Source organism: Phormidesmis priestleyi ULC007 (assembly GCF_001895925.1).
GTDB lineage: Bacteria > Cyanobacteriota > Cyanobacteriia > Leptolyngbyales > Leptolyngbyaceae > Phormidesmis_A > Phormidesmis_A priestleyi_A.
This window is the reverse complement of record NZ_MPPI01000004.1, coordinates 144,084-165,787: the sequence shown is the minus strand read 5'-3', so window position 1 is coordinate 165,787 and position 21,704 is coordinate 144,084. Positions and strand designations below refer to the sequence as shown.

General features: G+C 49.4%; 19 protein-coding genes. 3 read left to right on the top strand and 16 right to left on the bottom strand.

The window, feature by feature from the left end:
• Positions 1–52: 52 nt before the first annotated feature.
• From acnB to BRW63_RS05660, 9 genes are all read right to left on the bottom strand, one after another.
• On the bottom strand, positions 53–2,659 hold the full coding sequence (gene acnB, locus BRW63_RS05690; protein WP_073069988.1) for a bifunctional aconitate hydratase 2/2-methylisocitrate dehydratase: 2,607 nt from the start codon (positions 2,657–2,659) through the stop codon (positions 53–55).
• Between the two features lie 202 nt (positions 2,660–2,861).
• Complete coding sequence (locus BRW63_RS29465) at positions 2,862–2,987, bottom strand: hypothetical protein (protein WP_262983522.1); 126 nt, start codon at positions 2,985–2,987, stop codon at positions 2,862–2,864.
• Positions 2,987–3,160: a hypothetical protein gene (locus tag BRW63_RS28110; RefSeq protein ID WP_181314336.1), complete on the bottom strand. Its 174-nt coding sequence runs from the start codon at positions 3,158–3,160 to the stop codon at positions 2,987–2,989. Before BRW63_RS28110 ends, BRW63_RS29465 begins: the two co-directional genes overlap by 1 nt.
• A 28-nt stretch (positions 3,161–3,188) precedes the next feature.
• A complete protein-coding gene (locus BRW63_RS05685) occupies positions 3,189–5,123 on the bottom strand; it encodes a cation:proton antiporter (RefSeq protein WP_073069942.1) in 1,935 nt (644 codons plus the stop codon).
• A 26-nt stretch (positions 5,124–5,149) separates the two neighbouring features.
• Entirely contained in the window at positions 5,150–5,875 is a 726-nt protein-coding gene (locus BRW63_RS05680; RefSeq protein ID WP_073069941.1) for a Uma2 family endonuclease, read from the bottom strand.
• 155 nt (positions 5,876–6,030) lie between these two features.
• Positions 6,031–7,221 (bottom strand): murein transglycosylase A, encoded by a 1,191-nt coding sequence (gene mltA, locus BRW63_RS05675; RefSeq protein WP_073069940.1) that lies wholly within the window; start codon positions 7,219–7,221, stop codon positions 6,031–6,033.
• A gap of 63 nt (positions 7,222–7,284) precedes the next feature.
• A complete protein-coding gene (locus tag BRW63_RS05670; RefSeq protein ID WP_073069939.1) occupies positions 7,285–7,536 on the bottom strand; it encodes a hypothetical protein in 252 nt (83 codons plus the stop codon).
• An 88-nt stretch (positions 7,537–7,624) separates the two neighbouring features.
• Positions 7,625–8,392 (bottom strand): hypothetical protein, encoded by a 768-nt coding sequence (locus BRW63_RS05665; RefSeq protein WP_073069938.1) that lies wholly within the window; start codon positions 8,390–8,392, stop codon positions 7,625–7,627.
• Between the two features lie 446 nt (positions 8,393–8,838).
• Positions 8,839–9,432 (bottom strand): thioredoxin family protein, encoded by a 594-nt coding sequence (locus BRW63_RS05660; RefSeq protein ID WP_073069937.1) that lies wholly within the window; start codon positions 9,430–9,432, stop codon positions 8,839–8,841.
• A 77-nt stretch (positions 9,433–9,509) separates the two neighbouring features.
• Between BRW63_RS05660 and BRW63_RS05655 the strand changes: the two genes are divergently transcribed.
• The 3 genes from BRW63_RS05655 to BRW63_RS05650 all read left to right on the top strand — a co-directional run bounded on the left by BRW63_RS05655 (position 9,510) and on the right by BRW63_RS05650 (position 10,734).
• Positions 9,510–9,770, top strand: a complete 261-nt coding sequence (locus tag BRW63_RS05655; RefSeq protein WP_073069936.1) for an AbrB/MazE/SpoVT family DNA-binding domain-containing protein — start codon at positions 9,510–9,512, stop codon at positions 9,768–9,770.
• Positions 9,771–9,813: 43 nt separating this feature from the next.
• Complete coding sequence (locus BRW63_RS28105) at positions 9,814–9,978, top strand: hypothetical protein (RefSeq protein ID WP_181314335.1); 165 nt, start codon at positions 9,814–9,816, stop codon at positions 9,976–9,978.
• Between the two features lie 141 nt (positions 9,979–10,119).
• On the top strand, positions 10,120–10,734 hold the full coding sequence (locus tag BRW63_RS05650) for a PTPA-CTERM sorting domain-containing protein (RefSeq protein ID WP_073069935.1): 615 nt from the start codon (positions 10,120–10,122) through the stop codon (positions 10,732–10,734).
• 241 nt (positions 10,735–10,975) lie between these two features.
• On the opposite strand, the gene bioA is transcribed toward BRW63_RS05650, so the two are convergent.
• From bioA to BRW63_RS05615, 7 genes are all read right to left on the bottom strand, one after another.
• Positions 10,976–12,271 (bottom strand): adenosylmethionine--8-amino-7-oxononanoate transaminase, encoded by a 1,296-nt coding sequence (gene bioA, locus BRW63_RS05645; RefSeq protein WP_073069934.1) that lies wholly within the window; start codon positions 12,269–12,271, stop codon positions 10,976–10,978.
• A complete protein-coding gene (locus BRW63_RS05640) occupies positions 12,268–13,056 on the bottom strand; it encodes a biotin--[acetyl-CoA-carboxylase] ligase (RefSeq protein ID WP_073069933.1) in 789 nt (262 codons plus the stop codon). The genes bioA and BRW63_RS05640 overlap by 4 nt, the downstream gene beginning before the upstream one ends.
• 249 nt (positions 13,057–13,305) lie before the next feature.
• A complete protein-coding gene (locus tag BRW63_RS05635; RefSeq protein ID WP_073069932.1) occupies positions 13,306–16,329 on the bottom strand; it encodes a hybrid sensor histidine kinase/response regulator in 3,024 nt (1,007 codons plus the stop codon).
• Positions 16,330–16,543: 214 nt separating this feature from the next.
• The gene (locus tag BRW63_RS05630) at positions 16,544–19,336 is read right to left on the bottom strand and encodes a methyl-accepting chemotaxis protein (protein WP_073069931.1); all 2,793 of its coding nucleotides are present in this window, start codon (positions 19,334–19,336) and stop codon (positions 16,544–16,546) included.
• 283 nt (positions 19,337–19,619) lie between these two features.
• Complete coding sequence (locus BRW63_RS05625; RefSeq protein WP_073069930.1) at positions 19,620–20,117, bottom strand: chemotaxis protein CheW; 498 nt, start codon at positions 20,115–20,117, stop codon at positions 19,620–19,622.
• Positions 20,118–20,495, bottom strand: a complete 378-nt coding sequence (locus BRW63_RS05620; protein ID WP_073069929.1) for a response regulator transcription factor — start codon at positions 20,493–20,495, stop codon at positions 20,118–20,120.
• Between the two features lie 38 nt (positions 20,496–20,533).
• Entirely contained in the window at positions 20,534–21,571 is a 1,038-nt protein-coding gene (locus BRW63_RS05615; protein WP_083582728.1) for a response regulator, read from the bottom strand.
• Positions 21,572–21,704: the final 133 nt, after the last annotated feature.

Below are 21,704 nucleotides of genomic sequence, written 5' to 3'. Positions count from 1 at the left end.
ATGCCATGCCCCTACGGGATTTTGTGGATCTGCTGCGTCAATTAAATTGGTATTATCGCACCGCCGCAGGCATTCCTAAAATGTCTTCAATGCGAGGCATTTCTTCAAGTGGAATCACCCGACCCTCATCTCCAAATCCCGCAATCTGGTCAAAGTTGAGATAGCGGTACAGATTGTCTGCAAATGGGTTGATCTTGTTCGCCATCATCTCCAGATATTCTGGCACCGTGGGAATGCGACCCAACAACGCACACGCTGCCGCCAATTCTGCCGAGCCTAGATAGACTTGAGCGCCTTTGCCCATGCGGTTGTTGAAGTTGCGAGTCGAGGTCGAAAACACGGTGGTGTTATCCCCGACTCGCGCTTGATTGCCCATGCAGAGCGAACATCCTGGCATTTCGGTGCGGGCACCTGATGCGCCAAAGATGCCGTAAATGCCTTCTTCTTTGAGTTGATGCTCGTCCATGCGAGTCGGCGGACAAATCCACAATCGACTGGTCACGGGAGGAACGCCTTCTAGAACTTTAGCGGCGGCGCGATAATGACCGATGTTAGTCATGCACGAGCCGATGAAGATTTCGTCGATGCGATCGCCCGCTACTTCTGACAGCAATTTGATGTTGTCGGGGTCGTTGGGAGCCGCTACGATCGGTTCTTTAATCTGATTCAGATCAATCTCGATAATCTCAGTATATTCAGCATCGACATCGGCTTCGAGCAGAATCGGATTTGCCAGCCATTGCTCCATTTTGGCGACACGACGCATGATCGTTCGGGCATCTTCATAGCCGCGTGCCACCATGTTGGTGAGCAGCGCAATGTTTGATCTCAAATACTCAGAAACCGTTTCAGGGCTGAGTTTGATCGTGCATCCCGCGCAAGACCGTTCGGCAGACGCATCGGTTAGCTCAAAAGCTTGCTCAACTTTGAGATCAGGCAGCCCTTCGATCTCTAAAATACGTCCCGCAAAGATATTTTGTTTGTTTTCTTTGCTGACGGTCAACAGCCCTTTTTGAATCGCCACATAAGGGATGGCATTCACCAAATCTCGCAGCGTGATTCCGGGCTGCATTTCGCCTTTAAAGCGGACGAGAACGGATTCTGGCATATCGAGCGGCATGACTCCGATCGCGGCCGCAAATGCCACCAATCCCGATCCCGCCGGAAAGGAAATCCCCAAAGGAAAGCGAGTATGAGAATCGCCCCCTGTGCCAACAGTGTCAGGCATCAACATCCGGTTCAGCCAAGAGTGAATGATGCCATCACCCGGACGCAAGGCAACGCCACCCCGCGACGAGATAAAGTCGGGCAAGTCATGGTGGGTTTTGATGTCAACAGGTTTGGGATAGGCGGCAGTGTGGCAAAAACTCTGCATCACTAAATCAGCACTGAAGCCCAGACAGGCAAGCTCTTTGAGTTCGTCGCGGGTCATCGGCCCGGTCGTGTCTTGTGATCCCACCGTGGTCATCGCAGGCTCGCACGACATTCCAGGACGCACACCCGGTAGACCGCAGGCTTTGCCGACCATCTTTTGCGCCAGCGTAAACCCTTTGCCAGTATCGACGGGCAGAGTAGAACGAATAAACAGATCACTGGGTTCAAGCCCCATTGCCGCGCGGGTTTTGTCGGTTAGACTCCGCCCAATGATTAGAGGAATGCGTCCTCCAGCCCGAACTTCGTCAGTGATCACTTCTGGCTGTAAGCTAAACGTCGCGATAACTTCTCCTGATTCATTCGTCACTTCACCTTTAAAGGGGTGAATCGTGATCACCATGCCCGTCTCCATTTGGGACACGTCGCACTGAATCGGGAGCGCACCAGAATCTTCGGCGGTGTTGAAAAAGATTGGCGCGATCGAACTTCCTAAAACATAGCCGCCCGTTCGTTTATTAGGCACAAAAGGAATGTCTTGCCCAATGTGCCAAAGCACCGAGTTAATCGCAGATTTGCGAGACGATCCTGTGCCGACCACATCGCCTACATAAGCGACGGGATAGCCTTTTTGCTTAATCTCCGCCAGGGTTTGCAAGCTACCCGGCATCCGCGATTCCAACATTGCCAGGGCGTGGAGTGGAATATCAGGGCGAGTCGTGGCGTGAGTTGCGGGAGACAGATCATCGGTGTTGGTTTCTCCGGGCACTTTGAAGACCACGACTGTGATCTGATCTGCCAACGGAGGACGATCGGTAAACCATTTCGCCTCAGCCCAAGCATTTATCACTTGTTTGGCGTTGTCATTCGTGTCTGCCAAGACTTGTACATCGTGAAAGGCATCAAAAATCAGCAGCGTTTTACTGAGGGCGGCGATCGCTTCGACGGCTAATTCTGCATCATCGGATTGCAGCAACTCGATCAGCGAGTGGACGTTATAGCCGCCCATCATCGTGCCGAGCAGCGTCACTGCATACTTTGGCGATATTAAGGGACTCGTGATCTCTTTTTTAGCGATCGCGGTCAAAAAACCCGCTTTGACATAAGCCGCTTGATCAACGCCGGGGGGAACGCGATCGCGCAGCAGTTCCAGTAAGGTGTCTTCTTCACCTGCGGGGGGAGTTTTGAGCAACTCACACAGTTCAGAGGTTTGTTGAGCACTGAGCGGCAGTGGAGGAATGCCCAAAGAGGCACGTTCGGCAGCGTGTTGGCGGTAGGATTCAAGCATGGTTTGATTATCTCTTACGATCGGCATTCAACGATTTTGCGGGGTTAGTAGCCCAGTTTCAACCTTTAGAGAAATTCTGTCAGGTTTGCGCTCTTATTTCAGTATGGAAAATTTCTTTACGGGTTGGGGTTGAGGCGCGATCGGACAAGTCGTCATTGCAATTTCAGGTGCCTGCTCATTGCACCGCACCCTCAAAATCAGCTCACCTCAGCGCGATCGCCTGCTCTAATACTCTGCGATCGACTGAACAAATTTCTATTAGCGTTAACAAACGGGTCAGGGCTGGTAGGGCATCTAGCAGCACGTTAGTATCAAATAAAACTCGCATTACAGATATTTTTGCGTCAACCGATCGTCTAGCATGACTTTCACTTCCTCATCTGTGGGTGTTGGCGCATCCGTTTTTGCAATGCCGATTAAACTTGCGGCTAAACCCTTGGGCTTAACTGTTAACTCGATCACCACCTCAAAACACTCATCAACTTCGTCAATTTGGGGCATGGAATTCGCAAGGTTCAACCTAATCGTGCTATTGACCATCGGCTAAATCAGCCACAAAAGTTTGGACTGTTTCGATCGCCCCACTCAACACAGGTAACATCGGAATCTCTTCCACCTCTGGCAACTCTTCTAAGGTCAGCCGCAGTTGACTCGAACCAGACAGCAGCTTCAAAAGTTTGGGTTTGGGGTCGTGGAGCAAGTAGATTAAGCGATCGCCGACCTGCCATTCGCCTTCAACTGGAGCGATCTGCAAAGAACCATTGCGTTCTATCAACAACGGGATCAAACTTTCGGCTTCGACAAGTGCCCGTAGATGGGCTTGCTGCAAATCGAGTCCTGCTTCTTTTAAGGTCGTTTCACCCAGTTTTACGGCTCCCTCGTTCAGATATTGGTTCCAAACTTTGAGCAAAATTTGTGAACTAAACGCTTGTTGAACTCGACTATTTAAGCCGCTGACTTGCGAATCGCGAGGAAAGATCGCTAAAACTCTGGGGGGGCTAAATTCTTCGATCGCGCGTTGCGCCACCACCAAATTTACCTCCCCATTGTTAGTCATTGCCAAAAATGTGCCCACTTTAGAAAGTCCCGCTTCTTCTAAGACATCGGTGTCGAGCGCGCTGCTAATAAACACTTTGAGATCAGGCTGAAGTGACGGATGAGAATCCGGATCAGTGTCAATCAGGGCAACGAGTTCGTCACGCTCTAAAAACAGTCGAGCGATCAACAAACTTAATGGGCTACATCCAACAATTATTACACCTGTGGTATCTTTAGACGTAATCTGTAGTAAATTTGCAGTCCATTGAGCTGTTAATGCTTGAATAACAACTGTGAGAATGATTGTGAGAAAGACAAGCGCTTTAATTGAGTCACCGCCGTTAATGCCTCGCTGAGTTAAGAGAATTGCAAATAGAGATGCAACAGAAGCGGCAATGATGCCTCTGGGTGCAATCCAACTTAGAAATAGCTTTTGTCGCCACGTTAAATCACTATTCCAAGTGCAAAGCCAAACGCTGAGAGGACGAACGACGATCATCAGCGCTAACACGGTAGATAATCCACCCCAGCCTAGAGCGAGAACGCCTGCGATCGACAAATCTGCCGACAATAAAATAAACAACACTGATGTCGCCAAGATAGTGAGTTGCCCTTTAAAGCGCTTGAGCAGCCGTTCTTCGGGCAGCGCAGAGGCTCTGAGAACAATTCCAGCAATCACGGTTGCCATCAGCCCCGCTTCACTACGAATCATCTGTGCCAACCCAAATAAGCCCCACAAGCCAGCCAACACCACCAAATTCTTTAAGTCTTCTGATAAGAACGTGGCGCGTTTGAGAATGACACCGAGTAACCAGCCGCCGCCTGCCCCGATCGTGGTGCCAACTCCCAATCGGATTCCTAAATCACTCGCCACCGTTAACGGATCGGGGTTGCCATTTAGCAGCACATTCAGAACCACCACTGCCAAAATTGCGCCTACCGGATCGATCAAGACCCCTTCGCCTTCGAGAATGGTGGCAACTTGACGATCGACATCAACCTGTCGCAGCAGAGAATTGATTACAACTGGCCCCGTAACCACAACGAGAGCGCCATAGAGAAACGCCAGCGCCCAAGGGAACTCGCTCAACCAATGGGCTGCCATGCCGCCACCGACCAAAGTAATTAAAGTCCCGATCGTCACCAAGTTTCGCAGACTGCCAGAAACTCTGCCCAAATCTCGCAATTGCAGATTGAAGCCGCCTTCAAATAAAATCACCGCCACCAGCAGGGCAACCAACACTTCTAAACCATTGCCCAAGCGATCGGGGTGCAGCACTCCAAACGCACTCGGCCCCAGCAGAATGCCAAATATCAGCAAAAAAACAATGCCAGGAATTTTGACAAACTCCGCCAGCACTTGGGCACCGATTCCTGCAATCACAGTGATGACGATTTGCAGAGTCAGGTCTAGGGGTGCATCCATAAGTGATTGGGGTTCAGGCGTTGGAGTTAGACTTCGTTGGGATCAATGCCCATCTGACGCAGCCGTTCAGCGAGTCGATCCGCCCGTTGCTTTTCCCGTTCAGCACGTTCGTCTCCAGTTGACAACAGATTGCCTTCACCATCCCACCAGCGCAGCCAGGGAAGCTCCATCGACTCGTATTCTCCACGCCAAATGCCTAGCTCAACGCCCATTGGCGGAATGGGAAAGTGTCCGCGTTGGTTGACAGCCATCGGCTGATAGCGACCTTCGACGAGATGATATAGCTCGATCGCGCCTTTGCTACATTCATAAATGCCATAAAAGGGGATGCGAATTGCCTGTTCATAGACCCAAAACTTTCCAGTGACGGGCGTTCGATCGCGTTCTTCGCTGCCATCTCCAGACGCAAATTCTAAGGCAATCAGAGGCGCAACATATTCTTGCCACAGCACATAAGAGCGGCGAAACACACCCTTCAGCATCGGCGGAACGTTGGGCACATAAAACCAGTCAGGTGCCTCGGCTCCTTTTTCAGGGGGATCGGTTAGCCTCCAGTAAATACCGCAATCTTGACCGATGCAATATTGTCCGGCGGGGTGAAGTCTTTGCAATATGGGGCGAATTGAGTCAGTTAAGAGGCTACTTTGCGGGTGTTCCTGAAAGTTTTTCACAAAGATGCCGTCTGACTCTGGAAGTTGCGTGTGGTCAGGGAGAGTCTTGATCGTAAACTCAGAAGATTGGGTTGCCGTCATAGAAATGCCCTTCACCGTTGCGAGCTTGAACCTATTGTATTGATTTTAGGGACACTGCGGAATAGAGGGATGATTTGGGTAGGGGCAAATCCCCCGGTGGTTGCCCTCTGTGCGTCGGGGGTAGGCACGGGGGCGCTACCCCTACCGCTGATGGTCTATTTCAACAGCAAATAATAAAGCTGTCCGGTGGAATTGACGAGTCCTGCCCGATCGCCTGCCTCCTTCCCAGTGCCCATAAAAACATCCACTCGACCCGCCCCCAAAATGGCACCGCCCGTATCTTGATCCAAGACAAATCGACTGACCAAACGTTGTTCTAATTGACGATTTACATTCAGAATTGGCAGTTGAGTTTGAATCAGCGCGATCGCCCCAGGTGGCATTAAAGATTTATCAGTAGCGATCGAGCGTTCTGCCGTCACCGGAACGCCTAAACTCCCCGTTGCAGGGGCACCTTGAGTATTTTGAAAAAACACAAACCGCCGATTGCGAGGCAGATACAAATCCAACTCGTCGGGATGCTGTTGAAAGTATTGCACCACGTTGGGCAGATTCAAATCTTCGAGACGGAGTTTGCCGTCTTTGACCAATTCTCGCCCAATGCCTGTGTAAGGCTGATTGGTGTGTGCGGCAACGCCGATCGTCATCGTCGTGCCATCAGTAAGTTGCAGTCGGGCAGATCCTTGGACTTGGACGAGAAAGGCTTCTAAGCGATCGTGCAGCCAGACCAGTTCCAATCCTCGCAGCAATCCTTTGGGGGTTTGCAAGCCGTCTTTGCCTTCTAGCTCAAGGCGCGTTGGGTGAGGAGCTTTCAATCTTGCGAGATCGGGCGATCGATAGAGTGGATAGCGATAGTCTGCGGTGCGAACTCGACTCGCTTTGTGGACTGGCTCAAAATAACCCGTAAACGAGACAGTTCCCTGATTGTCTTTGCCTGTGGATTGGTAGAAAACAAATTCTCGCTGAATTGCGGTTTGTAATTGTTGAGCCGAGCGAGACGCTAGAATCAGTTGCTTAAAGCGTCTGAGACTGCGATCGACGCGATCGCGCGTTACGCCTTTGACCGGATATTTTTGATAAGCCCGAACTGCCTGAGCCGTTTGCAAATAGCGTAAGCTGTAGTCGATCGCGCTCAACAACGTTTTACGATCACCAGAATGCCAAAGTTGCTCATCTAGGGCGCTTGATGGCGGCTGAGTAGGTTTGATCGGACTGGGTGCGATCGGACTGGGCGTGACCGAAGTAGGGATCGGAAGCGATCGAGCTGGATCGACCCAGCCTCCCGCAATACCTAAACTGATTAGTGCTAAAAGTCTAAGTCTCTCAACGATTTGCAAATTTCTCATGCGCTCTGACGATGAAGAAGCTAGAAGCGAGACGATTCCATCATGCTCAAGTTCCTGACGGCTCTAGTAGCGATCGACGCTGCCTGAATAGAGCGGCTCGACTCGAATTCCGAGCACTTTTGCAGGGCGCACCACCATATATTCGCCTTGAATATTTTTGATCGGCACGCTAATAAAATCGTTGGAAGCCGCTTTGGGCACTAGTTCGCCGCTATACCACTTTTGAAAGTCTTGAATAGTGGCAAACCGCACTTCTTCGCGATGACCGCCCTCTAACAAGAGGTAGACAGCAAACTCACTCGGCGTTCTAGGCATTTTGTTTTATCTCAACCACGACGACCTTATTATGGTCTGGAAGTGGGTGAAAATCACGATCGCGGGTCGGCAGTTCTCGGTGCGATCGCTAAGAAATTAAATTAAAGCGCTGCAATTGAGTTTCAACCGCTTTAGGCAAAAGCTTTTTGAGTTGCGCTTTGTCTTTATAGACGAGACGGTTTTGACTCGGCAAGTCAAAGGGAAACTGTCCGGGCAGGTCAGACCGCTCCATTTGGGTGAGTAAAAGTTGCTCCGATCGCTTGCTTTGCAGAGCATAACCCATCTCAACGCAGACTTTAGGGCTGGGGATCAGTAACGCGGGTGAGCCAGAAATCTGTGCGATCGAGGTGCCATCGGCGATAAATAAAAGGCATTGTCGAATCGATCGCATCAGCGCACTCGTGAGGCGCACTGGGCCATCGGTGAGGCGATGCGATTCTTGCAGAGTGATCGGGAGGCGCGATCGACCATTAATCGATTCAATAATTTTGTCTAACTCTTCTCGCAGCAACTCGCTCGACTCAGAATATTCGGTTTGATAGCACAAGAAGATCGTTGGCTCTAAATGCGCCATTACTTCTTGTTTCGAGAAATAAATCTCGTGACTTCGCAAATCGATGTTAGAAATCGCGTAGCCGCCACTGCCCTCAATATAAAATTCGACGGTTTCGCCTTCTAAATAGCGCTGAAACCAAAGAGAGGTCTTTACCTCTTCACTGTCTTCTAAGAAATCTGCCCGCAAGCCAGACTTTAGCAAGCTATTTTTGCTGAGTCGCAGATCGTGAGGACGCTTTTCAAGATCTCGAATCGGCTCATATTCCTGAAGATACCAAGCTTTGAGGGCAATAATTGACATGCCGTAATCTGCCTTTAATAATTGAATCCAACAGCACTCAAGTCTCTTATTCCCTGAGTTATTTTCTCTTGCGGTTATTGTATATAGAGTTAAACGGGTTGATCATCTTAATTATTAGTAACTTTTGATCAGGCGAGGTGTGAAGTCGCAACGATTTAGTTTTTTGAGAAGCTTATTTGATTTCTAACTATTATAGTACAAATGTCTTAACCGTATCAATCCGTTTAGATTAAGGATCGTGAATGTAAATAACCTGTAACTTTTGACGAGCTTTGTTCATTGCCTCACTCGCCCAGAAATTAATTTCCTGGCTCACAGCGAAAGTCCTCTAAACAGGACTAGAAGAGAAAGTCTGGCCCTCAGTCTGTTTCAACGGACTTCTGCTATTAGCCCGAACTTTTAGTTCAGGGCGGACAAGCAACTCAGCAAAAAGCGCTCAAGGGTCGTTAACTTTTATCAACTTGACTGCCGTGACTACGAGGGTCAGCGGCACTTTCTTTGGTTTCAACGGTGGTCGAAAAGGCTGAGGTTTGTCCAGTTGTCTGAGCATAAGGCAAAATATTGCCTTCAGACAACGCCACTAGATTGGCTTCGAGGATCGGGCGAGGCTGCTCACCGATCGCTTGCCCGATCGCGTTGCCTCCCTGTTTCATATAGACAAAATGCGGAATTCCATCGACTCGATAGCTGAGAATTTCGGGCAGCCATTTCTCGTTATCGACATTGAGCATCACAAAATTGATACGATCGCCATAGGTTTCTTTGAGCGATTGCAGGGTTGGAGCCATTGCCTGACAACTGGTACACCAATCAGCATAAAACTCCATCAAGGTTGGTTTGCCGTTTGCCAGGGCAACCTCTAGGGGCACGGCTACTTTCGCCATCGAGCTGAGAGAAACAGAGGTCGTTTGGGTCCTCAGTCCGAGAGAAATTGCGACGGTCAGCGCGATCGCCACTAACACGATCAGAAAATTGCTCAACCGGGTGGCGATCGGGGTTTCTGAAGGTGCAGCGCTGGAGGTGGGTAAATCTGTAGCCATAGGTGATCACAAGTCGTTACCCCTAAAGTTTAGTAGATTCATGGAGTGCTAGAATTCTTACTTGAGGTAGCTCTTCAGTGGAAACGACGCGATTGTCTAGCAAAGGTCAAGTGATTATTCCCAAAGCTTTGCGGGATGCTCACCATTGGGAGGCAGGGCAAGAGTTAGTCGCGATCGGCACAGGTGATGGGATTCTACTCAAGCTCAAAAATCCGTTCCGAGAAACCACATTAGAAGACGTTGCTGGATGCTTAAACTATTTGGGAGAGCCGAAGAGTTTAGAAGCGATAGAAGATGCAATTCGGCAGGGTGTGATGGAGCAATACGATCGCTTTTAACCTGCGATCGCCTTCAAACAGCATTGAGGAAATCAGATTTAACATGAATACTGAAAATAGCCGCACCTCTAACCAGATGCGGCTATTTTGGCGATTAGAGAACGATCGCTTGATCAAGGTGCTGACAATTGCACTAAATGCGGGTATAGATCTGAACACAGAGGCGGTTGCGTATATTTACGATGTGCTTTGTATAAGCTTTTTGTAAAGGTAAAAAATAACACTAGGAAATTAGGTGGATTTAGGTAAGAATAGCACTCAGTGAACCCGCTCAATTGGGTGAACTTACTGGGGCATCTCCAAGAGGGGTCTACCAAAACCACTTCACCTTTATGGAGATATTTAATTCATGACGACTTTGAGCAACGTGAAAAAACTGTCTGTCATTGCTGCGGGCGCTACCTGCCTCAGCTTAGGCGCAATGAACCCGGCTCAAGCATTGAACCTCGTGTCCAACGGCGGCTTTGAGACAGGCGATTTCTCAGGCTGGACTCAATCTGGCAACACTGGTTTTACAGGTGTTGACTCCGCTTCTGCCAACAGTGGCAACTTTGGAGCGTTTTTTGGTCCCATCGGTACTCCAGGCTTCCTATCGCAGACGCTTGCAACAGTTGCAGGACAAACCTACAATCTCAGCTACTTCTTAAAGAGTGATGGCGGCAAACCAAACAGTTTTGCCGTTTCGGCTGGCTCTGAGGTACTATCGACCTTCACCAATCTCGCTTTTCCTTTCACATCTTCACCTGCGGAAAACACCTTTAGCTTTATTGCACAAGCACCTTCGACTGTGTTGAAGTTCGCCTTTCAACAGGATCCAGCCTATCTTAGATTGGATGACGTGTCTGTGACCTCGACATCTACGGCTATTCCGACCCCGGCGCTCTTGCCAGGTCTAATTGGCTTAGGGTTTGGTGTCCTTCGCAAGCGTAAAGCTGCGGCAATGGCAGGGGCAGCCGAGAGCTAAGATAGCCATCCGATTTGAGTTGTGAGATTGCAGAATGTCCCCCTTGGGGGCTAAGGGGAGCAAACCTGTCCTGCTGCTCACGAACAATTTAGGATTGCTATGGATTAGAGACGATCGTAACTAGGCGGCGATCGTCTCTCCAACTTCAATAGAAAGGCAAAAAGTAAAGGAAGCAGCTTTACTCTTTGCCTTTTCTGTTTTGATAAGGAACGATCGCCGTTTTGAGCCATAGTATTGCTGATCAAGTATCAAGCACTTTGCTAATGACTTGGTACATCGATTCGAGTTCACGATCGCTAATGCAGTAAGGCGGCATTAAATAAAGCGTGTTGCCGAGCGGACGAATGAAAAACCCCAACTCTAGGAAGCGATCGCGCAACTCAGATCCGATCGTATTAAAGTAGCCTGGTGTTTGATCAGTAATGATTTCCATAGCGACGATCGTGCCACAGACGCGAATCTGCTCAATTCTAGAATGTCCTTTGAGCCAAGTCTCTAAATAGCGACGGTGCAACGCTTCTAACGCCCGAAATCTTTGCGGAGTTTGCTCTAACAAGTTGAGAGACGTTAGCCCCGTAGCGCACGCCAGCGGATTGCCCGTATAGGAATGACCGTGAAGAAACATCTTACTCGCGTCGTCGCTATAAAATGTCTGATAAATTGTCTCCGTTGCGAGTGTGACGGCTAACGGTAAGCAACCGCCTGACAGCCCTTTAGACAAACAGAGAATATCGGGAGTTGTGCCAGACTTTGAGCAAGCAAATAGCTCTCCGGTGCGCCCGAATCCGGTCATCACTTCGTCGTAGATCATCAGCACTCCGAATTGGTGAGCGATCGTTTGCAGCGATCGCAGAAATTCGGGGCGACACATTCGCATTCCCCCGGCTCCTTGAATCAGAGGTTCAATAAAAATCCCGGCATAGGTTTCTTGTTTTAAGAGCGATTCGATCTGTTCGAGTGCCTGTGATTCTTTGATCTCAACTTCTGGATCGTCATCAAACGTGGCAGGAAACGGAACCGTATCCATCTCAATTAACAACGGTCGAAACGGCTCCCACCATGAGCAGCCGATTCCGAGTGACATTGCTCCGATCGTGTCTCCGTGATAGCCTTTCTCAAACACTAGAAACCGAGTGCGATTCGTTTCTCCCTGGTTGAGCCAATATTGATATGCCATTTTTAAGGCAGCTTCGATCGCCGTTGACCCATTGTCGGTGAAAAAGACTCGTGTCAAAGCGTCGGGCAGATGGGTGAGTAATTTGCGCGCTAACTGTTCGGCAGGATCATGAGTGAAGTTGGCAAAAATCACCTGTTCTAGCTGCTGTGCCTGGTGATAAAGTGACTTAGCTAAGGCGGGATGTCCGTGTCCGTGAATCGTCACCCACCAGCTTGAAATGCAATCTAAAATGCGTCGTCCGTCTTCGAGTTCTAGCCAAACGCCTTCGCCCTTCACCACTTTGAGCGGCGGAGGAGTCGTTTTCATCTGCGTATAAGGTCGCCAAATTGGGGAATCTGTTTCGTGGTTAGAAAGGTTCATACGGATGCAAAAGTAACGTGACCAGACATGAATGTGCGAATGGTGCCATCAGAAAGACGTAATCGTAGACAACCACGATCGTCAATTCCGATCGCTTCGCCTGAAATCTGCTCTCCAGATAACTCGATCGTGATTTGTTTACCTAACAAGGCATCGCGATCGCGCACGGCAGACAATAGAACAGAAAAACAAGATGAATGCTGCGATGATTGTAAAAGTCCGGCGGTTTGCAACAGATAGTGACGTAATTTCTCCAATATTAGAATCTCATTAGGAACAATGGGAACAACTTCGTGAAGACTAGCTGGATTTCTAATTGTGCTAATCTCTAAACTTGTAAAGTCAGCATGGTGATTTAGACCAATTCCTACGACCAGTTTAGTACCATTGCTTAAGTTACTCGTCACGCCCTCACACAAAACTCCAGCTAACTTGCGTTGATTTAACCACACATCGTTTGTCCATTTTAAGCGCAACTGATTCTGCAAACCTGGAACCAAATCTTCGATCGCATAGATCACAGCTAGTCCTGCGATCAGGCTGAATCCAGATAGTTGGGTGGCGGGGATGCGATCGAGCACCACACTCAACGTCAATACGCCAGGAGGCGAGTACCAGACGCGCCCGTTTTGCCCGCGCCCGTGAGTTTGGTGACGCGTAAAGACGACTGTGCCGTGATCGAGTTGGGCTAAGTGCTCGATCGCCCAAGTGTTGGTACTCGAACAACTTTCTAGCCACTTTAACCACGGCGGCAAAGGGGCGGCAGCAGATATAGAATCGTCCATGATGCTCAACTCTTGAACCTGATAAAACGTCAGTTCGACGAGTTTTTTCGCTTCGTTGTCAGCGGCTTCTGCCCCCTAAATCCCCCATTCTGGGGGACTTTGAACCGGAAATTTTGGCTTGAAGTCCCCCAAAATTGGGGGATTTAGGGGGCTGCCCGAATTCACAAGTGGAGCGAACTACTTCAGTCGAACTGACGTTAACCTGATAAAGAATAGCATCTGGCTCAAAAGGGTTTTACAGTTACTTCTCTAAACGGCGGCGGGTGTGACTAATTGCTCTAAGGTTCGCAGCAACACCTGCTCGTTATAAGGCTTGGAAAAGTAGGCATTTGCGCCTAAATTCATCGCTAACTGGCGGTGCTTTTCACTGCTGCGAGAAGACAACATTGTGACGGGCAATCTTTCTAAATCGGGGTTGGCTCTCAGCTTTGCCAACAAGCCATAGCCATCTAGACGCGGCATTTCAATATCGCAAACGACTGCCTGCACTGATGAACCATTTTCTAAGCGATCGAGCGCATCTTGTCCGTCTTTGGCTTGCTCGACTCGATAGCCTGCCCGTTCTAGCGTCAATGCTAAAAAGCGCCGGACGTTAATCGAGTCATCGACTACCAAAATCGTGGCGGGCTGGTTGCCCATCGCTGCCGATAAAAACGAGGTAGGAGTTGACTCTAGAGACGGAAGACTGGGCATTGGCGGCTCGGTGCGCTCGTAGCTAGTGATCCAGCGCAGCAGTTCTGAGAGGCTGACCAGAGGCACGACGCGCCCATTGCCCAAAATGGTGCAGCTACTAAATCCAGGTGGCAGAGGCAGTGTGCCATTAATGCGTCGAATCGTGGCTTCTTGTTCACCCCAACAGCGATCGATTTGCAGCCCAACTCGCTGACTGCCGTGATTAGCAATGATCACGCTGGTCGAGGTGATGGTCGGGGGCGTTTCAAAGCCGTGGGGTTGACGAGGACAGTTGAAACTCAGCCAGCGCTGTAGCCGCACAAACTGCAAGATCTGACCGTGCCAGTTGAGCATTTCGCTGCCTGCGGTTTGCAAGATTTGCTCTGGTTTAAGCAGTGACATTTCTTCGATCACTTCGGTCGGAAACGCCAGCAGCATCCCGTTGCTTTCAGCCAGCAAGACGCGCACGGTTGAAAGTGTGAAGGGCACCGAAAGCGTAAAGGTTGTGCCCAGACCTGGCTGAGTGTTGACCTTAATTTCGCCTCGAATTTGTTTGAGATTATTTCTGACGACATCCATGCCGACTCCGCGTCCCGAAAGCGTTGTCACTCGATCGCTGGTGCTAAATCCGGGTTCAAAGATCAGAGAGAGCAACTCTTCGTCACTGGCAGAAGCTAACAATGTTGGGTCAAGTCCCATTTGTTCGGCTCGATCGCGAATCTTCTCGATCGCAATCCCTTCACCGTCATCTCGAACAGTAATAATCGTGCGGCTGCCTTGATGAGTGGCGCGAATCTCGATCGAGCCTTCGGCTGATTTCCCTCTTGCCTGGCGCGTTTCAGCATTCTCGATCCCGTGATCAAAGGCGTTGCGAAGCAAGTGCATTAAGGGATCATTTAGCGTTTCGAGAATGTTGCGATCGATGAGAGTGTTGTTACCCGCAACTTTGAGTGTCACCTGTTTTCCATGCTGGAGCGAGAGTTCTCTCAGGGCACGCGGGAAGCGATCGACTATATCTGATAGGGGACGCATCCGCAGTTGCGACAACCCTGATTGCAATTGTTTGGCGGTTTTGTTGAGCGATCGAGTAGTTTGTTCGGTGTCGTCTAAACTCAGTTCTATGTCTTGGCTGACTTCTTGAATTTGCACGATCGTCTCCATTACCTGTTGCGATAATAGGTGGAGATCATTGTAGCGATCTAATTCTAGTGAATCAAAATCTGATTTTAGGTTTTGGGTTTTGGATTTCAACGCTTGCTTAGAATTATTAGCGTTCTCGTTGCTAGAAGTTCCAGCTAGTAGTCTTAATCCCGATAGAGAGATCGATAAATCAGAGTCAAAAACAGATTTATCGTAAACGTCTCGCATTTTTTCGTTGACGTGATCGAGGGCTTTAACCCGATCGTGTAGCTGTTGATTTAAATTGCGGAGACGTTTGATATAAAGATCTAAGCCGTTGCGATCGATGGTTAGTTCGCCAAATAGATCATTAAGCTGGTTTAGCTGCCTGACCGGAACTCGAACTGTTGTATCTAGATCCTCTTCGGGAGGTGCAATATCGCCATCTGCTAACCCATCTAGCACTTTAAAGTCTGAAACCTGGCTTTCTCCGATCAGCGATCGTGCCGCAGGTTGAAATTCGGTGTAGCCCGCATCATCGACCGCAACCGAATCGGTTTCTAGCGCTGCTACATACCAATCGGGAATTGATTCACTCTCATCGGATTCGCCGAAGGAATCTTGCTCCACAGTTGCGGCATCTTGCCAGCTAAATTCGTCCTCAGCAGCCAGATTAAATGATGTGAGGTCTTGATTCTCTCCGATTACTATTTCGGGAGCCAGCGCGATCGCCTCTGGAATTTGATCATACTGTCCGATCATGACGAGGGCTTGAGTGCGTCTCCATGATTGCAGTGCAGACTCGGCGATCGCGCTCACATTGCTGACATCTACCTCTAAGCTGTACGTTACTGATGCACACAGGCGAACAAAGGCAGGCAGTTGCAGCATTTCTCCTAAGCCGCCCAACTCCTGCGCCAAGATGGTAAGTTCTTCTTGCAGACAAGGCTGATCGGGCGTTGCCAACACCCCCTCTAATCGCTGGAGACAGCCTTCAACCTCAGTTTCAAACAGCAGCGGCACAATATCTTGCCCGTCTTCGGGTGACAACACCGATGCTGCATTTTCATCCTGCGGGTCGCCTAACTGTTTGTGGAGTTGTTCAAATAGCGGGTCAACTTCGATGTTCAACCATTGAGGATCGATCGCAGCATTGTGACGATCGTACTCAATCACTCGACGCAGCACATCAACTGCTGTCAGCAAGAGCGTTTCGAGTTGAAAATCGACCGCGATCGCTTTCTCGACTTTTAAGACTTTAAACGAGTCTTCGAGACGATGAGCCAGATCACTTAAGACAGTAAATCCCATCATTCCGGCTCCTCCCTTAATCGAGTGGATTGCTCGCAATGCCGCATTGATTTTTTGAGTATCGACTCGATTATCTGCCAGACCGATCAAAGCGGCATCGAGCGCATCTAGATATTCCTGCGCTTCATCGAGGAACTGGCGACGAATTTCAAGTTCCTTAGCGTGTGACATAGGCGTTAAAGGGTGAAGAATCAAGGATGAAAGATGCGATGAATGTCATTGCTGAATGCCGGGATGAATCGTTAAGTCATTGTCATCCTCTCGCCCCCTAAATCCCCCAATTCTGAGGGACTTTGAACAGTCTTGTTCCCCCAGAATTGGGGGCTAGGGGGCGTATTCAAGCCTTTTCAGCAACGTTTTAATTTCAGTCTCCATCCATCAGCGTTTAGTTGACTTTGAACGTTTCGACTGAGAATTGTAGCTCTCGCGCCACTTCAACAGTTTGGCGCAACGATCGCGACACCTGAAGCGACGAATTTGACGTGCGCCCCGCGACTTCTACTACGTCTTGCATCAGACTAGTGACCGCTTGCGAGGTTTCGACTTGAGACACTGTTGCGTCAGAAATCGATCGCACTAAGTCGTCAATTTGAAGAGACACTGCCAGAATTTGCTCTAGACTTTGCTTGGCGTTACCGACGAGGCGAGTGCCTTCGACCACTTGAGTCGTGCCCGCTTCCATTGCGTCTACTACTTCGCTCGTTTCGCGCTGAATTGTTGCTACAATTTGCTCGATTTCGCGGGTAGCAGCCGCCGATCGTGCCGCCAATTCTCCGACTTCTTCGGCAACCACTGCAAAACCCTGACTCTCTTCTCCAGCCCGTGCTGCCTCGATTCCGGCGTTGATGGCTAAGAGATTGGTTTGTAGCGCGATTTGATTAATCAAAGACACGACTCTCGAAATCTGCTGTGACGACTCGCCCAAGCGTTTGACTTTCTTTGCCGTTTCTCCGATCGTTTCTCGCAGACTGAGAATATTGTGTACGGTTAAATCCATCGCCATGCCGCCCTCTGCTGCTGTTTCGGAGGCAGTTCGCGCTACGTCTGCGGCTTGAAGAGCGCTGTCTGACACCGCCTGAATCGATCGCACCATCGCCTCAACCGAGTTAAGTGTTCGAGTAGTTTCTTCGGCTTGCTGTGTTGCTTGCTCTGAAAGCGTGCGAACTGATTGTTCATCGCTGCCCAGCGCATCGTTGACTTGGGTGGCGGCTTGCTTAACCTGAGTCACAATTTGCCGGAGACTTTCGACGATCGAGTTAAAAAAGTCGGCAACGGTGCCGATTTCTCCAGCAGTCACATCTGCCCGAACGGTTAGATCACCATGAACGGCTCCTTCGACCTCTCCCAGCAAATTGAGCAACTGAAATTGCAGATCCTCTTTCTGCTGACGGCGTTCTTCTGAAAGATCTTCGGCTTGTTGTCGCGACTCGTTGGCTTGTTCTAACAGAGAAGCTTGATCCAATGCGAACCCGATCTGAGTGGCGAGTTGGGTGAAGAAGTCGATTTCTTCAGGAGTCCATTTGCGAGTGTTAGCGCATTGATGAGCGCAAATTAATCCAATTAGTTCTTGGTTTCGCAGAATCGGCGCAACGATGTTTGCCTTGACTTCTAAGCGCTCTAAAATCTCACAGTGACAGAGTGTTAGATCAGCATTCTGCACGTCTTCTACTGCCCAAACTTGCCCAGTGCGATAGCGATCGACATCTCCCAGAGCTAATGGATCGTCAACAATTTTGCCCAATGCTTTCACCCAGCCCGGCACAACCGACTCAGCCGTAATCGTGCCGCTCAACCAATCGTCATGAAAGCGGTAGATCACAACGCGATCGACCTTGAGAAACTCTCGCACTTCTGAGACACTCGTTTGCAGAATATCATCAAAGTTGAGTGACTTTCTGACGTTGACAATGATGTTGCTCAACAATTGCGTTCGCATTGCATGATCGCTTTGTCGCTGTAATAAGTTTTGCAGTTGCTCTGCCATTTGATTGATGTTAAAACCCAGGCTCGCGAGTTCGTCGTCTCCGACCACTTTGATGCGAGTCGTTAATGCGCCCTGTCCTAGTTTTTCGACCGCCTCAGTTGCCTCTAAAACTGGACGAGTTGCCCGTCTCGCGATCGCGGCAGCAATAGCACCTACTAACAGAGTGGTTAACCAAGTTCCGACCGCTAGAGTGACTGCCAGCCCCCTTTGAGGCGCAAACGCAGTCGCCGTATCCGATGCCAACATCACCTCCCAATCGAGGGAGGGCAGCCCTTCTAGATTCATCGGTGGCGCGTAACTCACCAACGCTTCGGCATTGCTTGTTGGATCAACGGTCACAAAACTGTCGATCGCTCTGTTCGATTGCAGCCGATCTAAACCTGGAAAACGCGATCGCCCCTCTTCCCCTAAATGCTTTTTGTTGGTTGCTAGAAATAGCTTTCCGGTCGAGTCTGCAACATCATAATCTCTGCCGTAGGTCTGAAAGTCTTGAATCACATCCTCTAAGCGTTGAAGCGGAATCACCGTGCGAACAATTGCGATCGTTTTACCTGTAACGCTATCTCTAACGGGAGCGGCAATATAAACCGCAGCATCTTTTTCTAGACTAGAGGCAACGTTTCGCTCAATATAAGGGCTATCGCCCCGAAAGACTGCCTGAAAATAAGCTTTATCTCGCTGGTTTGGTAGCTTTTCTCCTTTCGATTGCAGAATCGGATTTCCGTCTAAATCCATCACTGCAACGCTTTCATAGATGTTGTAGGTATCCACGACCTGGGTCAGCACGGCTTGCTTTTCTTCAACTGAAATGACTTCTTTGAGTTTGGCATTATTCAGCACGGGCAGTCGGGCTAAAACTTGCACATCTCCATAGCGATCCAACATAAATCGATTCAGTTTATCTGACAGCCCAACTGCGCTAGATTGCTGCATGGTGACAATTTGTTCTTTAACGGCTTTGTCTGCAAAATAGTAGGAGATTGCTCCGATTCCTAACACGGGCAGCGTTCCGATCGCCAGTGCGATCGCAGTTGCTTTTGTTCTCAAACTCGTTCGCCTAAACCCAGAAACTCGATTCGGCTTAGGGGCACGATTTGCAGAATCAGCGATCGGCGACGCTAAATCGATGCTAGGAAGTTGTGACGAACTCGATACGGGAGCGCTGTTCTTTGCTGTGTTAATCTGATCAACCATGAAATAACTCTCTTAACCCAGTAATGAAGTGAGTAGAACATGATGCACACAACCTGATATTGAAATCGTAGGGACATGGCACTGCCGTGTCCGTTTCCATTGCTTCGTCAAGAGCGGCTTCTGCCCCCTAAATCCCCCATTCTGGGGGACTTTGAAACGGAAATTTTGGCTTGAAGTCCCCCAATTTTGGGGGATTTAGGGGGCGCGATAGACTGGTAACGAAGTCGTCGAATTCACACCATTGCAAGTAACCAATATTGTTCAATCCACGATCGTCAGCAGCTCAATGTCCTTGCAAAACGGGAGACTGCACAATAGCTTCGGCATCTAAGGCTAAAAGAATGTCTTGAGACTGCACCATGCAGCCGCGCAAATAAGGAATCAAGTTTGTCGCAATATGAAGAGGCGGCGGTTGCAGCGTTTCGGGTGCAACCCAAAGAATCCCTTCTACTTGCCGCACTGCTACTGCCACGCTCATCGTGTGAGTGCGAAGAATCACCAAATCATATTGCTGTGGGCTGGGGTCGAGCGCTCCGATCTCTAACATTTTGGCGAGATCCATCACCCAAAGCACGCGACTGCGGCGATTGGTAAGTCCCAACAGGCAAGCGGACATATTGGGCATGGCAGTCAATCGGTGTGGCGGCAAAACCAGCACTTCTTGCACCTGCTTCATTAAAAAAATTGCTTGAATGCCTCGCCCCAACTCAAATTTGAGATAAGCATCTCCGGTGGCTTTTGGCGATCGAGTCGAGGTGAGCGTTAGCGATGAAGAAACCATTTATCCTCCTACTGAGCGAACGGCGCGCACCAACTGTTCTCGCGTAAAGGGTTTAGTGATGTAGACATCTGCCCCTTGCCGCATTCCCCAAAGGCGATCGATTTCTTGACCTTTTGACGTGCAGATAATGATCGGCACTTTTTCAGTTTCGGGGTGTTTTTTTAAGCTACGACATAGCTCAAAGCCGCTCATTCCGGGCATTACCACATCGGTAACGATCACATCGGGTTTAAGCTCGATCGCTTTATTGAGCGCTTCTTTGGCACTAATCGCGTTGATCACTGCATAGCCACTTTCTCGTAGATAGTGACTGAGCAGTTCCATTTCTGAAGGCGTATCTTCAACGACTAGAACGGTTCGCATTAATGTTAGGCTCATAATCCTTAAATCTGCGTGAGAGTGTTAGAAATGTGTGATCAAGTGAGATGTTTAAACACCGCTTTTAACAAGTCTGATTGTGTAAAGGGTTTGGTTAAATATCCAGATGCACCCACTAGTTTGGCTTTGGCGCGATCGATAAATCCGGTGTGTCCGGTGACCATAATAATCGGCGTATTTTTAAAGCTGGGATGCCGTCGCAATAGAGAACACAACTCATATCCATCAAGGTTGGGCATCCCGACATCCAGCAAGATCACGTCTGGTTTGCTTCGCATTACTTGCATCAACGCTTTAACCGGATCGTTAATCATCAACACCGAAAAACTAGAGTCGTCTAAGAAGGAGTTAATGGCTTGCAAAATTGTTGGACTGTCATCAATGCAGGCGATCGTGTAACCAGTTCTTGCGGAAGGCACAACAGGTTTCGATCGATTAGTCGCATCATTCGCAGCAAGTTGTCTAGCACTTTGAGATTGCTCGGCTGGATTGGGGGCACGATGATTGACTCCTGGCAGTGCATCGGGGCGTTGAATTTTGGGAGGAATCTGACGGGCAACAGGTTGCTGCCGCCGATTGTGGCAATATTCAACGATCGGGCGCAAATCAAGCTGGCAAAGGCTGGGATAGTCGGTGAAGCTCTGCGGGTCGGTGATCTCATACATGCCTTCAGTGACGCTCAAAAAAGACTCAATGACTTCTTTTGCCAAAGCCTCAATCAGTGAAGTGGCTTGCGAGCGATCCAGTCCTTGCTGCTCAACCAACCAGCAAATCGCTTGATAATCAGCACTACTGGCGGGGTGGCTTCCCGATGTGCCTTCAAACCGCGATCGCACCTGAGCGCATATCTCACGGGTTAAAGCAGGAATCTGAGCATTAAGTTGATGCAGGTGACGATCGAGGCGTTCAAAGGGATCAGTCGAGCTAGTAGCAAAGCACAGCTTGCCGTGGTTGAAATAAATCAACCAGGAAGTCGCTCCACTCACAACTTCTAAACACCCATCGACCTCACGACTCATTAACTGTGCTAACAAACTTAGGGGTTGCAAGCGTTGAAACGGTTTGGGACTAACCATAGAAACGGGGTTAAAACTTCTCACATCTCTTGAATCATTCAGCCGTTTTCTCATTTTCCCGACAGGTTAAGCGCGATCGAGCACCTCCTCAGATTGCAAATGACTCAGGCTGCACCCAAATTTGAAAGCGTTT

What these genes read in the sequence shown, in the direction of transcription:
- acnB (WP_073069988.1), bottom strand. Translation starts at nt 2,659, where the DNA reads ATGCTTGAATCCTACCGCCAACACGCTGCCGAACGTGCCTCTTTGGGC.
- BRW63_RS29465 (WP_262983522.1), bottom strand. Translation starts at nt 2,987, where the DNA reads ATGCGAGTTTTATTTGATACTAACGTGCTGCTAGATGCCCTACCAGCC.
- BRW63_RS28110 (WP_181314336.1), bottom strand. Translation starts at nt 3,160, where the DNA reads ATGCCCCAAATTGACGAAGTTGATGAGTGTTTTGAGGTGGTGATCGAG.
- BRW63_RS05685 (WP_073069942.1), bottom strand. Translation starts at nt 5,123, where the DNA reads ATGGATGCACCCCTAGACCTGACTCTGCAAATCGTCATCACTGTGATT.
- BRW63_RS05680 (WP_073069941.1), bottom strand. Translation starts at nt 5,875, where the DNA reads ATGACGGCAACCCAATCTTCTGAGTTTACGATCAAGACTCTCCCTGAC.
- mltA (WP_073069940.1), bottom strand. Translation starts at nt 7,221, where the DNA reads ATGAGAAATTTGCAAATCGTTGAGAGACTTAGACTTTTAGCACTAATC.
- BRW63_RS05670 (WP_073069939.1), bottom strand. Translation starts at nt 7,536, where the DNA reads ATGCCTAGAACGCCGAGTGAGTTTGCTGTCTACCTCTTGTTAGAGGGC.
- BRW63_RS05665 (WP_073069938.1), bottom strand. Translation starts at nt 8,392, where the DNA reads ATGTCAATTATTGCCCTCAAAGCTTGGTATCTTCAGGAATATGAGCCG.
- BRW63_RS05660 (WP_073069937.1), bottom strand. Translation starts at nt 9,432, where the DNA reads ATGGCTACAGATTTACCCACCTCCAGCGCTGCACCTTCAGAAACCCCG.
- BRW63_RS28105 (WP_181314335.1), top strand. Translation starts at nt 9,814, where the DNA reads ATGAATACTGAAAATAGCCGCACCTCTAACCAGATGCGGCTATTTTGG.
- BRW63_RS05650 (WP_073069935.1), top strand. Translation starts at nt 10,120, where the DNA reads ATGACGACTTTGAGCAACGTGAAAAAACTGTCTGTCATTGCTGCGGGC.
- bioA (WP_073069934.1), bottom strand. Translation starts at nt 12,271, where the DNA reads ATGAACCTTTCTAACCACGAAACAGATTCCCCAATTTGGCGACCTTAT.
- BRW63_RS05640 (WP_073069933.1), bottom strand. Translation starts at nt 13,056, where the DNA reads ATGGACGATTCTATATCTGCTGCCGCCCCTTTGCCGCCGTGGTTAAAG.
- BRW63_RS05635 (WP_073069932.1), bottom strand. Translation starts at nt 16,329, where the DNA reads ATGTCACACGCTAAGGAACTTGAAATTCGTCGCCAGTTCCTCGATGAA.
- BRW63_RS05630 (WP_073069931.1), bottom strand. Translation starts at nt 19,336, where the DNA reads ATGGTTGATCAGATTAACACAGCAAAGAACAGCGCTCCCGTATCGAGT.
- BRW63_RS05625 (WP_073069930.1), bottom strand. Translation starts at nt 20,117, where the DNA reads ATGGTTTCTTCATCGCTAACGCTCACCTCGACTCGATCGCCAAAAGCC.
- BRW63_RS05620 (WP_073069929.1), bottom strand. Translation starts at nt 20,495, where the DNA reads ATGAGCCTAACATTAATGCGAACCGTTCTAGTCGTTGAAGATACGCCT.
- BRW63_RS05615 (WP_083582728.1), bottom strand. Translation starts at nt 21,571, where the DNA reads ATGGTTAGTCCCAAACCGTTTCAACGCTTGCAACCCCTAAGTTTGTTA.